Raw genomic sequence first — 13,974 nt, 5'->3', positions numbered from 1 at the left:
TTTATTCCATTTCATGAAGTGAATACGTGGGGTCGATTATGCAGGATCGGCCGGTTGAGCAAGTATAATCTTTATCTGAAAAACCGGCACTAACTCTCTGTCAACACATAAAAAATCGTCAAAAAGTCCATCTGCCAGTCAGCGATGAGGCGGGAAAAAAAAGCGGCTAAATGGCTGAAAAACAGTGGAAGGCAGAGTGCTGAGCGATGACCGGTGAGGCCAGTGATTGTTGAGCGTTCAGACCGGCGTTGCGGAAACATCATTGGGGCGAAGATGGAAGCGTAATTTTGAAAGGTCGCCATGAATGGCGCCCCTACTGGATCACAGCAGGTTTTTGCAGGGTGCGCATTTGATGCACACCGGCAGCTGCACGTCATTCACCGATCACATCTGATTTTGAAAGGTCGCCATGAATGGCCCCCTACAGGATCACGTCAGGTTTTTGTAGGGTGCGCATTTGATGCGCACCGGCAGCTACACGTCAGTCACCGATCACATTTGATGATGGCGGGCGGTCGCCGTTGCCAACGACCGCCCCTGTCATCACCGCTTACAGCCAGCCCTCAAACCACTCGGGCATCACGAACAGGTTGAAGTGATTCACCAGCAGCATCAGACCGACAAACACCACCGACACCGACACCCACTGGCGCGCATATGGCATAAAGCGGATGCCAATCACCGGTTTGATGAAGAACGGATGCGCGAAGGCGGAGATCAGTACCTGTGAAATCGACAGCGTCAGCGCCACGTAAATCACGTTCGGCCAGATCCACGTAGTGGCCAGCACCACTACCACCACCAGGCTGGCGACGATATTCCAGTAGAACTCGACGTTGGTGCGTCCGTTCGCCTGGGAGATCGCGCCGGTCAGGCCGCCCATCGGGCGCAGCATACCGAACAGCAGCATCAGCGGGATCAGGTGATACACCTGCTCGTGCGAAGCGCCATACAGCACACGCACAATCACCGGAGAGAGAATACCAATCGCCAGGTACATCGCGCTGCTGAACAGCATGATGACGAAAGTGCCTTTGAGGAACAGTTTTTTCAGCTGCTCGGGATCGTGCTGCTTCTCGGCGAAGCGCGGCAGCGCCAGGCGGTTAATCACCGGCGACACCAGCTTCAGCGGCTGCAGAATCAGCTCTTTCGCCAGTGAGTAAATCCCCAGCATCTCGGCACCCATCACTTTACCGACGATCAGCGCATCGGCCTGAGTACGCAGCTGGTTAATGGTCTGCGAACCCAGCTGATAGATACCGTAACGCACCGCGCTGACAAAGGTTTTGCCGTCGAACTCCCAGGTTGGCCGCCACGACTTCTCGCCAAAGTAGATCATGCAGAGAATGCGCGTGAAGGCGTTGATGAACAGCCCGAGAATCGCCGCCGCCACCGTCAGCGAGGTGAAATAGAGCATCGCCACCGTACACAGGAAGGCAAACAGCTTGGTGCCCATCTCAATCTTCGCCAGCGTCACCATGCGTTTGGTTTTGACATAGTGCGCCTGATACTGCGACAGGTGACCGAGCACGAGGAAGTTGAGGCTGGTGAGCATAATCAGCGCGGTCAGCTCCGGCAGATGGTAGAACCACGCCACCGGCCAGGCGATGGCCAGCATGATCAGACCGGTACAGAAGCTCAGCGAGACGTTAACCCAGTAAATGGTGCTCTGCTCACGACGTGTAATCTCCTGACGATGCACGATATAGCTGCTCATGCCCATGTCCTGCAGCACGGTAGCCACCGCCAGAATGGCGTTGATGATCGCCAGCAAACCCAGCTCGTGCGCTTCCAGCTTACGCGCCAGCACCGCCAGCTGCAGCACCTGCAGCAGCGCGGCAAAGCAGGTGCTGCCAAACAGCCACACCGCCTGTTTTTTTAATCCACTCACACCATGCGCTCCAGAATTTTCGCCAGCTCACCATAAGCGATGTGCTGATTGAACTCGGTTTCCACTTTATGGCGCGCTGCGGCCACCACCGGTGCAACGTCAACGTCGCCGCGCGACAGGCGCAGCAGCGTGTCCGCCAGCTCATCGGCATCATTTTCCGACACCAGCCAGCCGCTGACGTTATTCTGAATCAGCTCCGGGATGCCGCTGTGGTAGGTGGACACCACCGGCAGGCCGACCGCCATCGCTTCCATCAGCGCCACCGGAATGCCTTCCATATCGCCATCGGCGGCGGTTTTCGACGGCAGCAGGAAGATATCGGCCTCGCTCAGCGCCTGACGAATCTCCTCCTGCGGCTTGAAGCCCGGCATGGTCACCATATCTTCCAGGCCGGCACGCGCGATGTGCTCACGCATCATGCCGTCCTGCTCGCCGTTACCAATGATGGTGAACTGGAACTGACCGCCGTTATCGCGCAGGATTTCACTGGCTTTCACCGCCACGTCCAGCCCTTTTTTCTCGGTCAGGCGCGCCACCGAAACAATGCGCAGCGGTTTGTGGAACGCGTCGCGTGGCTGGAAGTTAAACTTCTCCGGCTCGATGCCCATACGCGTGACGTGAACTTTCTCGCGCGGACAGCCCATCTCAATCAGCTTGTTCTCCCACAGATGGCTGATCGGCAGCATCAGTTCGCTCTGTCTGAACAAGTTGATGTAATCCTGTTTGTGCTCTTCAAGAATGTGGCGACGCGAGATGTCCGCCCCGTGGAACACCGTCGCCTGCTTGCCCTTCAGTACCCCCAGCTCGCGCAGTTTATTCGCCAGCGCACCGGCATAGCCGAAGTGCACCAGGAACACATCGGCAGTAAAGGTCTGGCGGGCATTGGCGACAATGGCTGGCAGCAGCAGTTTTTTCGCCTGCGCACCGTAGCGGCCAACGTTAAGCGACTTCAGCAGCGCCGGTTTGGCGATTTTCGGCAGCATCAGCCCGATGCGCTGAGTCAGTTTGTCGAGGTTTGATACCTTCTCTTCCGGCAGCAGATAGTGGGTTTTCGCCGCCAGATTGTACTCATCGAACGCGGCATGACGGTTGATCATGTCGCCCGGAAACACCGAGATGATCTCGACGTCATAGCCGGCATCGATGAAATGCGTCACCTGATTGAGGACAAACGTCTCAGAGGCAACCGGAAAACGCATGGTGAAAAAGGTTAGCTTCATCACTTACCCCAGGACGTTGAGAATTTCTTCGGTGATGCGGTTGCCGATTTCACGCTCCTGCGCCACCGCGGTGTTCACTTTTTGCTTCACGTTGTCGTAGTCCGCCAGCACGGTCTGCACTTTGTCGATCAGCGAGCCGTCCATCAGGCTCTGCACGTCGGTGGCCATCTGCGGCAGACCCAGCTGGTTCATCACGCCGAGCGATTTGTGCTCGTAGTTGATGGCCACGGCTGGCGTGCCGAAGTTCATGGAGATGATTGCCGAGTGCAGGCGCGTGCCGATGGTGAGATGGCAGTGGCTGAGCAGGATGCCGAGTTCCAGGTCGTTGAACTCGTCCATGATCACATGGTAGTGCTCCGGCTGCTCGACGTGGTCGCGCAGCGTCAGCGCCACCATGCGGTCATCTTTGGCATAGCTGTCGATGCCGGTACAGGTGGAGAACGCCACCACCTGATAACCTTCGGCGATCATGGCGTTGATCACCCGGCCAAACGCGGCTTCGTACTCTTTCTGCGTGACGCCAAGACGTTTGTCGAACGGTGCCAGCTCACGCACAGTGATAGCGATGGTTTTGCGCGACTGAATGATGTTCTGCCAGTGCAGCAGGTTGTGGCTCGGATTTTCCACCTCACGCGCCTGCACCAGGAACGCGGTGTCCACGCCCTTCTTCACCCGGCTGGTGGTCACGCCATCCTGCTTCAGGCGATCGAGGCTGACCTCTTCGCGCAGCACCAGGCTGTCGACGCGGTCAAAAACAAAGTTTGCCAGCGCATTGACGCGCGGGTTTTCGAACGGGCCCACCGAGTGGCCGATCATGTGTAGCGGCTTCTTCGCCATCAGCGCGCACAGCGCGTGATCGAACTGGGTGACGCCGTACAGATCGACGAAGAACGAGCCGCCGACCTGAATGATGGCATCATATTTCGCCAGGCTGCGGGTGAACTCCGCCAGATGCGGCGGCACCGAGAAGGATTTATACACGCCACCTTTGCCGAGGTGTGCCATCATGATGTCCGGCATCAGACGGTTGGCGACTTTGCGCTTCAGGCTGCTGACCAGCCCTTTTGGCGCCTTACTGTTATGCAGAAACAGCGAATCCTGCTGGATGTGCTGCTGCAGTAAATATCCGGAGCTGGTTGGATAGCGGCTGATGACATCGATATCCAGATCCCCACGCGCGGCCTGCAATGAATCAATCAGTCCACGTAAAATCGCGCCATCCCCACGATTTCCACAGGTATGGTTACCCACCAATAAAATCTTCATAAAAACTCCAGATAAATTTTTGTAATTTTTTACAAGCCGCCAGTTCCATACTGGCTAAGTGAACTCTGTAAGAAAAAACTGCTAATGGGCCAGCGGCCCGAAATTAACGACTGCCTGTTGTGACGTAATTGATACCTGCGACAGGTGTTACATGCGCGATAAATCGCGCCGCTACAGACTGTGCAAAGGGTCAGTGCAGAAATCACCTCTGCACAAACCGTAGCGGCGCAATTTATTGCGCTTTGCCCGTCCTGGCTCGATGCCGTTGTGGCCTCCGCGATAAATTGCACCGTTACCTGCGTTAAATCCTCACGACTTCAGCGCAAAATACGGCAGCGCCACCTGCTCGCCGTTGATCACCACTGAAACAAACCCCTTCGGCTGGCGCGTATCCACCTCTTCGGGCTTCAGCGCGCGCGACGCCAGCAGCAAATCGCCCTGCTCGTTGCCGCCGATGCCGGCTTTACCGTTGTGCAGGCTAAACCGCTGCGGGGCCGGCTGGCTGCCGCTGGTCGGACTGCCCTGCGCCATGGTGGCGTCAACGCGCGCACAGCGGCCGGTGAGGAAACGGTCTTTGGCGGTGCTCTTAATCAGCACCACCGCCGTCGGCGTCCAGCCCGCCAGTTTGACGAACACTTTGCTATCGGTATCGCTGCGCGCATCGACGCGCACCTCCAGCACCGGCGAACTGCCTTCCGCGGACCAGCTGGCTTCCGCCTTGCTGGTTTTGCGCTGCAGATGAATCATCGCGCGACCGCCGGTCTGTTTACCGCCCATCACGTCGAGCAGTGGCTGTTTATCGCTGCCGTTGCTGAACTGCGACTGACCAAACAGCTCGATCTCCCAGCTGTCACCCACGGTGGGCGAGTAAAAATTCCCCAGCTCGAACCAGGTGGCCTGATTGGTGTTGTTGGTCAGACGGAAACGCGATGTGATGTAGTTGTATTTCAGGCTGCCGTCGATGGCCACGCCGTAAGACTCGACCCGCGTTGAGCCCATCTCCCAGATATTCAGCCAGCGCTCGCCTTCCAGCGAGTTATCGATCCAGCTGCCAGACTGCAGATTGGTCTGGCGCATGTTGAGGCGGGAATTGCGCGCGTTCAGCGGGTTTTTGCAATCTTCCAGGCTCAGCGCATCAATAATCCACTGGCCGTTCGAGATGTCGCCGGGGTGCTCACTGTGCTCAATCCAGCCGTTATGAATGATCGACTGGCTACAGCGCGGCAGGTTAAGTACCATGCCGCCGGTACAGCGCTGGGCGTTGAAGTTCGACAGCTCAATCGCCGTACTGTGGTCCCACGCACCCTGCTTCTGTCCGGACCAGCTGGTTTTGATCACGTCACCGGTACAGGTGTCGGCGTACCACTGGTCGATTTTGCAGTCCAGCGTATCCAGCAGGCTGATCGAGGTGCCGCCGACGCGGTTGAAGCGCAGGCAGGCACCGCGGAAGAACTGGCCGCCCGGACAGGTGTTGCGGAACAGCCCCTGTTTGTTTGGCCGCTTGTCGTTCTGACCGTTGAAGATTAGGTTGGAGATTTCGGTCCAGCGCGCATTCACCTGGAACAGGAATTCGGAACGACCGTCAGATACCAGCGTGGTCGCCGGGAAATAGCCGAAGTTAACCATCGCGCCGGAAATGCGGAAGAAGCGCTGCTGCTGATCGCCAAAGTCACAGCCGGTCACGAAGAAGGTGCCTGCCGGAAACTGCACGCAGATCTGCTGGTTAGCCTTGAGCGACCACTGATACATGGCTTTGATCGCCGGTGCCGTATCGGTTTTGCCGTCGGCGATGGCGCCGAAGTCAAACAGCGTCAGACGGTTGAAATCTTCCACCACGCGGCGCCAGTAGAACCCGTTACCGCTGAAAATCACGCCGCCATCATCTTCGCCTTCGCCATACACGCCGACGAACTCGCCGCCGCCCACTTCCAGCCCTTCGTGCCAGCTCTTCAGCTTGATTTTCGCTCCGGCAAACAGCGGTCGGGTTTTACGCAGCTCTTCCACCGACGGGATTTCGCCGATCAGCTGATAACCGTTCGGCTGCGCCAGGCGCTGGCTGAAGTTGCTGGCGTTCGGGCGCGACACGTCGCTGATGGAAAACAGCGTATTGCCCTGGTTATCTTCCACTACCATCGAGTGCGCGGGATTGGCAATTAACGCGGCATTATCGTGAATAAACTGGGCAAAGTTGCCTTTATTGAGCGCAATTGGCTGGCTCACCTGGGAAACCTTACCGCTGGCGTCGCGCAGATACACCGGAATCTGGTTGCCGGCCTGGCTGGCATCTTTGCCTGCTGCGCCAATCCACAGTTTGCCCTCAAAGTTCTGCCAGAACTGCGGTGGCATGGTATAGACGTTTTCCGGCGTCAGAATCGGCACATCGCCCGGCGGGACGCTGGAGGCATCAACCGCTTTCAGCGCCGGCTGACCACTTTTGGCGGCGTAACTGGAAAACGCGCTCACCGACAGCGCGGCAACAATGGAGGAGGCTGCAGTTTGCAAGACTTCTCTTCTTTTCATGCTAACAATCCCGTGGTCATGGGGCCGCATGGCGGCCGAAAAGGTATCCCCGAGGCACGATAAAAGTGGTTACACCAGCGCCAGCCAGCTCTGTTTGATCTGATTACCGTCAAACTTCAGCGCCGTCTCTTTGGTCTTTTCGCTCATGGCAAAGAACAGGCGATCGTCGCTGGCCAGCTGCTCCATGCGCGCCAGGAAAGTGGCTTTGTCGTTCATTGGCACCAGGAAGCCATCTTCGCCGTGATTGATGATCTCCTGCGGTCCGGTCGGACAGTCATAGGCCACCACCGGCAGCGACCAGGATTTGGCTTCCAGCAGTACCAGCGGCAGTCCTTCATAACGTGACGTCATCAGCGCCATGTCGCTGTCGCGGTAGTAATCATTGATATTGCTGACTTTGCCGACAAAGTTAACGCTGCCGGTGATGCCCAGCGCCGCAGCCTGATCGTGCAGCTGCTGGCGCAGTTCGCCGTCACCGGCGATCACCAGCTTCCACTCCGGGTGTTTTTTGCTGAAGTCGGCCCAGATATCCAGCAGCAGGTCAAAGCCCTTCTGGTTATCGAGGCGGCCTACCGCCAGCGCCTGACGGCTGCGCGTCTCGCGCTGCCAGGATTTGTACACCACCGGATTAGGAATTTGCTGGCTGGGGATATGCCAGCGGGTGAAGACCTGATGGTCTTTGTCAGTCAGCACGATCACCTGGTCGTAGTAGCGCAGCAGCAGCCACTTCAGCAGTTTGATCGGCTTGCTGAACGAGTTAATAGCGATGTGCTCGCAGGCGTAGGCTTTGAAGGTTTTTTTCTTCATTGCCATCAGGTTCCAGAAGGCAAACATCACGCTCAGGCGCCCCATACTGATCAGGAATACGCTGTCGAAGCCCTCCTGATGGATGCGCGCCACGGCACTTTTAATCGGGTTGCTGTGGCCTTCGAAGCTGACAATCTCTTTCACCCGCTCAAACGGGTAAAAGGTTTTGCCGTGCCCTTCCAGCGAGTAAATGGTGACGGCATGCTCTTCACCGAGGCACTCCGACATGAAGTTGCAGATGTTCTCCGTGCCTGCGTAGGAGTAGGCATCCTTAATAACCAAAACAATCTTTTTCATCTGATACTTTTCACCTCAAATTGCTCAAATCCAGACCCAAGTCATTTGCGTTGCCGCAAGGCGGCAAGTGCGTTCATTCCCGGGAGCTTACTCAGGTAAGTGACCGGGATGGACGCGCGCAGCCAACGTAGCGGCAGCGCGAAGGACACAGGGTCTTAGCGATGTTTAAGGGTGAAAAGAACCCCATTCACCATATACCAGCCGTAATAGTAATAGATTTTTAACGGATTGTTTTTATAGATAATTCTTAATAATTCGAGGTGCCATTTCGCCGCTTTATTTTTGTTACGCGACAGCGAATCGCCCAGCTCGTAGTAGTTGACCAGCGTCTTCTGGATCACCCGGGCTTGTTTGTAGCGGAGGAACAGCTCATAGAGGAACAGGAAGTCTTCATGGCCTTTACGCTGGAAGAAGATGCCCTGTGGCGGACGACGGAAACACACCGAGGAGAAGCAGACGCGATACTGCTTCTTCACGAAGTTTTCCTGCTGCAGATAAGGTTTGTTGTAGTTGATGTCGTGATCGGCGGTTTTGGTTTTGTAGTGATAATGGGTGATCACAAAGTCGTCACCGGCGGCCAGCGCCGCGGCCTGCTCGGCCAGTTTCTCCGCGTGCCATTCGTCATCGCTGTCGAGAAACGCAATGATCTCCTCTTTGGCCGCGCGCAGGCCCACGTTGCGCGTTTCCGCCGCGCCGAGGTTGACCTCGTTGCTGAGGATAGTGATGCGCGCATCCTGGCAATGCTCGCGCACAAAAGCGAGTGAATCATCGGTGGATTTATCATTGACCAGGTAGAGATGCCAGTCGCTGTAGGTCTGATTCACGATCGACTCAACCGCACGCAGCACGGTGTTGCGCGCGTTGTACATCGGCATCACGATACCGATGGTGCCAACATGATTTGTCATTTGTATACCCGGAGTGTCAGGAACCGAAAAAATGCTCCCGCTGCGGGAGCAAGTGAAAGTCATAAATCGATCAGGAAACCGCTCTTCGCCCCGTGAAGCGCGACTTCAGCTTATCGACCAGGCGATTGATGAAGTAAGCGCGGTTATCACGGTTGGTGAGGAAGAAGTAGCGCGCAAAACTGACGCTGGCCAGCAGCGAATTGCCATCCATTTTGTAGCGCAGCGGCAGCTTGAACGCTTTGTAGGTATGGATATCGCGCGCCGTCAGGTGCGGCTTCATGGTGTCGAGCCAGAAGAAGGAGTACTTCACCGACTCGCCTTTGTGTTTGGAACCAAATTTGGTCACCAGATGGTAGGTCGCCAGCGGTTTGGCGATCATCACAAATTCATAGCCCATGCGGTCGGCGCGGATGCAGAAGTCATAATCCTGATGGCGAATATAGCGCGCATCAAACTGGATTCTGGCGGCATCTTCGCGTTTCAGCACGATGGTACTGGTCTGGATAAAGCCGTAACAGCCAAACAGGTACTCCGCCACGGTCTCATTTTTCCCCGGCGGCTGCATCGGCATCACTTTGAGGAAGCTGCCGTCCTGATGAATATTGACCTGGCTGAAGATGACATAGCGCGATTTACCCTGCGCTTCCAGCTTGCGGATGGTATCGCACACTTCCAGCAGCTTGTCCGCGTGCCACTCGTCGTCGGCGTCGAGGAAGCTGATGAAGTCGCCCTGCGCCAGTTCAATACCTTTGTTGCGCGCGCCGGCACCGTTGAGTTTGACCTCAGACAGTTCCAGTTTGATGTCCAGATCCTGATAGCGCTCACCGCGCACCACCTGCGCCAGTTCCGCGGCATCGGCGGATTTGTCATCCACGATGATGACTTCAAAGTTGCGATAGGTTTGCGCTTTGACGCAATCCAGCGTCGTGACAATCGATTTCGACGCGTTATAAGCGGGAATTACAATTGAGAAGCGGATGTCCTGCATTGCCAGCACCTCTTAAACAGCTGTTCCAGATTCAACGGTAACGCGAGCGGCCTGTAGAAAGGAATCGGCTTTGTTCTGAAAAATCATGCCGTTAGTATTCTTTTTCAATAAGACTTTTCGTACCGTCACGGAAATACCTAAGATTGTGCTGTGTGTATGTTGGGTAGTGCAAAACGCACCGAAAATAAATCGTTATTATGTTCGCGGTATCAATTTCACCGCCGCAGTTTTCTGCGCTTAATCACCGCACGTTCCGTAGCGGCGCAATTTATTGTGCGATAAATCGCGCCGCTACAATACTCTGCGGTGTATCCGCATATTTTGCAGAGGCGCAAGGTATGGCGCTTAGCCAGAGACGCGCCATAAAAAGGGGCGGAAAATCCGCCCCCGATAGTGCTTAGCTTTTGCTCTCTTTACCGTATTCGTAGTTGTAATAGTCGTAGCCATAACCATAAGCATTCGACGCTTTACGGACCACGGCGTTGAGGATGACGCCTTTAATCTCGATACCGTTCTGGGCGAAGCGCTTGTAGCTGACATCCAGCTCTTTGGTGGTGTTGGTTTCGAAACGCGCCACCATCAGCGAGGTACCGGCCAGCTTACCGATGATGGAAGCGTCGGTCACAGCCAGAATCGGCGGCGTATCGATCAACACCAGATCATAGTTCTTGCTCGCCCAGTCCAGCAGCTCCTGCATGCGACGATGCATTAGCAGCTCAGACGGGTTCGGTGGCACCTGACCGCGCGGCAGGAAGTCAAAACCGTACACGCCCTTCTGAATCATCGCCGGCGAGAACTCGCTCTTGCCCGACAGCACGTTAGACAGGCCGGTCTTGTTGTCCGCACCCAGCAGCTCGTGGGTATAGCCGCGACGCATATCACCATCGATGAACAGCACGCGCTGACCTGCTTTGGATACCAGCGTCGCCAGGTTGGCACAGATAAAGGTTTTACCAATACCCGGGCTGGCACCGGTGATCATCAGGATATTGTTTTTCGCTTCCATCATGGCGAAGTGCAGGCTGGTGCGCAGGCTACGAATCGCTTCAATGGAGAGGTCAGTCGGGTTACCCAGCGCCAGCAGGGTGTTGTGCGGATCCGACTTCTCTTTGCTGCCGCGTCGCGCCAGCGCTTCGGTGTCTTTCTTACGCTGCCACTCGGAGAGCGGTACGCTGGCATAGACGTTCATGCCCAGCTCTTCCAGCTGCTCCGGATTGTCGATACCGTGGTGGAACAGTGCTTTCAGCAGCACCAGACCAACCGACAGCATCAGACCCACAATCAGGCCCGCGACAATAATCAGCAGCTTCTTCGGTGCTACCGGGCTGGTGCTGGTTTCAGCACGGTCGATGATGCGCACATCACCCACGGTGCTGGCCTTGCTGATGCCCAGTTCCTGCTGACGGTTCAGCAGCTGCATGTAGATTTCCTGACCGGCCTGCACATCACGCGTCAGACGCAGAATCTCCTGCTGGGTCTGCGGCATGGCCGAGATTTTCTTGTTCAGCTGCGCCTGTTCCGCTTCCAGCGTTTTGCGTTTTTCCAGCAGTGCGCGGTAGGTCGGGTGGTCTTTGGTGAACAGCTGGGAAACTTCGGCTTCACGGAAGGTCAGCTCGTTCAGCTGGCTCTGGACGCTAACGGAAGAGTCGAGCGCCGATTTGGCTTCCAGCGACATGTCGACCGACTCGTTCTGACGACGGAAGGTGTTCAGCTTGTCTTCCGCATCGTCCAGCTTGGCACGCACGTTAGGCAGCTGGGTGCGCAGGAATTCGAGGCTCTTTTCCGCCTGCTCAGACTTACGCTCAACGTTCTGCAGCAGATAGTTGTTGACGATCTGGTTCAGCACGCGGCTCGCCTGCTCCTGATCTTCATCCTGGAACTCCAGGCCCAGCACGCCGGTGGTTTTGCCTTTATCGGCGACGGTCAGCGCGCCCAGCACAGTTTTAATCGCCTGCAGGTCGCTCAGTTTGGTAACGCTGAAGCTGGTGCCTTCGTCAGCCTGAATGCCGCTAACCAGCATGGTGACGTCGCCGTGCTGCTCCAGCTGACCGACGCGGCCTTTGAACAGCTCGTCGCCGTCTTTGCTCACGGTATAGGTCTGCGGACCGGTGACTTCCAGCTCAACGGTACGTTTGTCGATGCTGCGCGGAATTTCCAGGCGTGAAATGGCAATCTGCGCCGGCTTGTTGCCCATCAGGCGCGACAGACCTTTACCGATCACCGGGAAGTAGTTTTGCTGAATGACCGTGTCCAGACCGAGGTCGTTAACGGTTTTACCAATCACCATGCGGGATTCGATGATCTGAATCTCGGTGTCTGATGCTGGCGTGGTCGGAATCACATCCTGTAATTCGTTCAGCACCGAGGCGGTGTTTTTCTGCTCCACCTGCACCATAGCGTCCGCGCTATAGATTGGCGTAGCAAACAGTGTGTAGAGCGTTGCCATCAGCATAAAGAAAGCGGTGACCGCCACGATGATCCAGCGATGATCGATCAGCTGTCCCACAAGATGCGCCAGATCCCATCCATTCGAATCTTCTTTTGGCGCGGTCATAACCTTGTTTTTGATATTCATGGATATTCCCAACTATCGGCTTAGTACGTTGACCCATTTCTGGGTAGCGTTTTCCAGTAACCCGTAAACCTCTTCAAAGGCCTCACGGCTTTTTTTGTACGGATCCGCAATTTCCTGTTGGTTAAGCCAGTGGCCCAGCAGCATGGTCTTACCCCGCGCGGCCGGATCGATGCGATTCACCTGCTCAACGTGGCGCTTCTCCATTACCAGAATCAGGTCAAAGTCACGGCACATGCTGGCCGTTAACTGCTGAGCCTCATGACCGTCCAGCGAGACGCCATGTTCAGCGGCGACGGCGCTGGCCGTCTTATCCGCCGGGTGGCCCTTGAGGGCGCCAAGACCGGCAGAGGCGATACGGGTATGCGGAAGTGCGCGTTTGAACAGACGCTCCCCGGTGGGGGAGCGGCAAATGTTGCCGACGCAGACGACTAACACTGACTTAATCATGGTAAAACCTTAGTCCGACCAGTTGCGGAAACGCAGCGCTGCGGAGCTTGCATCGTCGATACCCACGATGGTCGGCAGCAGTCCGGAAATCACGCGGTTCCAGCGGGTGATTGGTGTTGCGGTGACGTAGACAATGTCGTACGGCTCCAGTTGGAATTCGGTGCCCATCACCATCGACGCCGCATCTTTGGTGTTCAGCTGATAGATGTTGGCGATCTTGGTGCGGTTAGCACCGCGAATCGGACGAATGACGAATACGCCGGTGGCGTCAGAGGTGGTTTGATCCATGCCCTGTGCGTTACCCAGCGCTTCAGCCAGCGTCATGCCGCTGCGGTCCATCTTCAGCGTGGTCTGCTGTTTCACTTCGCCCATCACGAAGATCTTCAGATCGTCGTTACGCGGTACGTAAAGGATGTCGCCCGGATAGAGCAGATGGTTCTGGCTCAGGTCACCGTTTTGCATCAGCGCCTGCAGCGAAATGCGCTGCTCGCGGCCGTTGTGCGTCAGCACCACGTTGCGCCAGTCGGCGTCGGCAGCAAGGCCACCCGCGGCGTTCACCGCATCCAGCACGGTCAGCGGCACGTTGGTGATCGGCTGCTGGCCGGACGTGGTGACCGAACCGGTCACGTAGGCTTTCTGTGAACGGAACGCGGCCACATTGACATCCACCTGCGGACTTTCAATGAACTGCGCCAGACGACGCGCGATTTCACTGCGGATTTCCGTCACGGTGCGGCCTGCAACGCGCACTTTACCGATGTACGGATAGAAGATGGTACCGTCTGCCTGCACCCAGTTACCGGTGTCGCTGGCGCTACGGTACTGACCGGCCGGCGTGGTCAGCTCAGGGTGATCCCATACGGTGACGTTCAGTACGTCGCCGATGCCAACGCGGTATTGATAGCTCTGAATCTCGTTCTGCAGCAGCGGGTTAGCCTGAGCAACCAGCGGCTTCGGACGCATCTGTTCAACCAGACGCGGCGTCAGAGGGAAGACGTTAACGTATTTGTCGATGTCAAAGTTGCTATCCTGTTGCTCAATGACATCTTTTCCGC

10 protein-coding genes are annotated in these 13,974 nt (G+C 56.4%); all 10 read right to left on the bottom strand.

Annotation, left to right across the window (positions count from 1 at the left end; genetic code table 11):
• Positions 1–550 precede the first annotated feature (550 nt).
• Positions 551–1,891: an MOP flippase family protein gene (locus QMM04_RS15975; RefSeq protein WP_021509334.1), complete on the bottom strand. Its 1,341-nt coding sequence runs from the start codon at positions 1,889–1,891 to the stop codon at positions 551–553.
• Positions 1,888–3,111, bottom strand: a complete 1,224-nt coding sequence (locus tag QMM04_RS15970) for a glycosyltransferase (protein ID WP_058775759.1) — start codon at positions 3,109–3,111, stop codon at positions 1,888–1,890. Before QMM04_RS15970 ends, QMM04_RS15975 begins: the two co-directional genes overlap by 4 nt.
• Positions 3,112–3,114: 3 nt before the next feature.
• Entirely contained in the window at positions 3,115–4,377 is a 1,263-nt protein-coding gene (gene wcaK / locus QMM04_RS15965) for a colanic acid biosynthesis pyruvyl transferase WcaK (RefSeq protein WP_058757295.1), read from the bottom strand.
• Positions 4,378–4,686: 309 nt separating this feature from the next.
• Positions 4,687–6,897 carry a phage tailspike protein gene (locus QMM04_RS15960; protein WP_282996521.1) on the bottom strand — a complete coding sequence of 737 codons (2,211 nt, stop codon included), beginning with the start codon at positions 6,895–6,897 and terminating at the stop codon, positions 4,687–4,689.
• Positions 6,898–6,966: 69 nt separating this feature from the next.
• A complete protein-coding gene (locus tag QMM04_RS15955) occupies positions 6,967–8,001 on the bottom strand; it encodes a glycosyltransferase (RefSeq protein ID WP_021509330.1) in 1,035 nt (344 codons plus the stop codon).
• Positions 8,002–8,156: 155 nt separating this feature from the next.
• Positions 8,157–8,909 carry a glycosyltransferase family 2 protein gene (locus QMM04_RS15950; RefSeq protein ID WP_058769966.1) on the bottom strand — a complete coding sequence of 251 codons (753 nt, stop codon included), beginning with the start codon at positions 8,907–8,909 and terminating at the stop codon, positions 8,157–8,159.
• 70 nt (positions 8,910–8,979) lie between these two features.
• The gene (locus tag QMM04_RS15945; protein ID WP_058757292.1) at positions 8,980–9,897 is read right to left on the bottom strand and encodes a glycosyltransferase family 2 protein; all 918 of its coding nucleotides are present in this window, start codon (positions 9,895–9,897) and stop codon (positions 8,980–8,982) included.
• A 397-nt stretch (positions 9,898–10,294) separates the two neighbouring features.
• On the bottom strand, positions 10,295–12,472 hold the full coding sequence (gene wzc, locus QMM04_RS15940; RefSeq protein ID WP_021509327.1) for a tyrosine-protein kinase Wzc: 2,178 nt from the start codon (positions 12,470–12,472) through the stop codon (positions 10,295–10,297).
• A gap of 12 nt (positions 12,473–12,484) precedes the next feature.
• Complete coding sequence (locus QMM04_RS15935; RefSeq protein ID WP_021509326.1) at positions 12,485–12,919, bottom strand: protein-tyrosine-phosphatase; 435 nt, start codon at positions 12,917–12,919, stop codon at positions 12,485–12,487.
• A gap of 9 nt (positions 12,920–12,928) precedes the next feature.
• The coding region (locus tag QMM04_RS15930; protein ID WP_282996520.1) for a polysaccharide export protein at positions 12,929–13,974 on the bottom strand (1,046 nt) is incomplete at its 5' end.

It is taken from the genome of Pantoea sp. Pa-EAmG (assembly GCF_030024295.1).
Taxonomy (GTDB): Bacteria; Pseudomonadota; Gammaproteobacteria; order Enterobacterales; family Enterobacteriaceae; genus Pantoea; species Pantoea dispersa.
The sequence above is the reverse complement of the archived record's forward strand: the minus strand, read 5'-3'. Positions and strand labels throughout refer to the sequence as shown.

Excerpts from the sequence above, each read along its gene's own strand:
- QMM04_RS15970 (WP_058775759.1), bottom strand. The coding sequence starts at position 3,111 with ATGAAGCTAACCTTTTTCACCATGCGTTTTCCGGTTGCCTCTGAGACG.
- QMM04_RS15950 (WP_058769966.1), bottom strand. The coding sequence starts at position 8,909 with ATGACAAATCATGTTGGCACCATCGGTATCGTGATGCCGATGTACAAC.
- QMM04_RS15955 (WP_021509330.1), bottom strand. The coding sequence starts at position 8,001 with ATGAAAAAGATTGTTTTGGTTATTAAGGATGCCTACTCCTACGCAGGC.
- wzc (WP_021509327.1), bottom strand. The coding sequence starts at position 12,472 with ATGAATATCAAAAACAAGGTTATGACCGCGCCAAAAGAAGATTCGAAT.
- wcaK (WP_058757295.1), bottom strand. The coding sequence starts at position 4,377 with ATGAAGATTTTATTGGTGGGTAACCATACCTGTGGAAATCGTGGGGAT.
- QMM04_RS15935 (WP_021509326.1), bottom strand. The coding sequence starts at position 12,919 with ATGATTAAGTCAGTGTTAGTCGTCTGCGTCGGCAACATTTGCCGCTCC.
- QMM04_RS15960 (WP_282996521.1), bottom strand. The coding sequence starts at position 6,897 with ATGAAAAGAAGAGAAGTCTTGCAAACTGCAGCCTCCTCCATTGTTGCC.
- QMM04_RS15945 (WP_058757292.1), bottom strand. The coding sequence starts at position 9,897 with ATGCAGGACATCCGCTTCTCAATTGTAATTCCCGCTTATAACGCGTCG.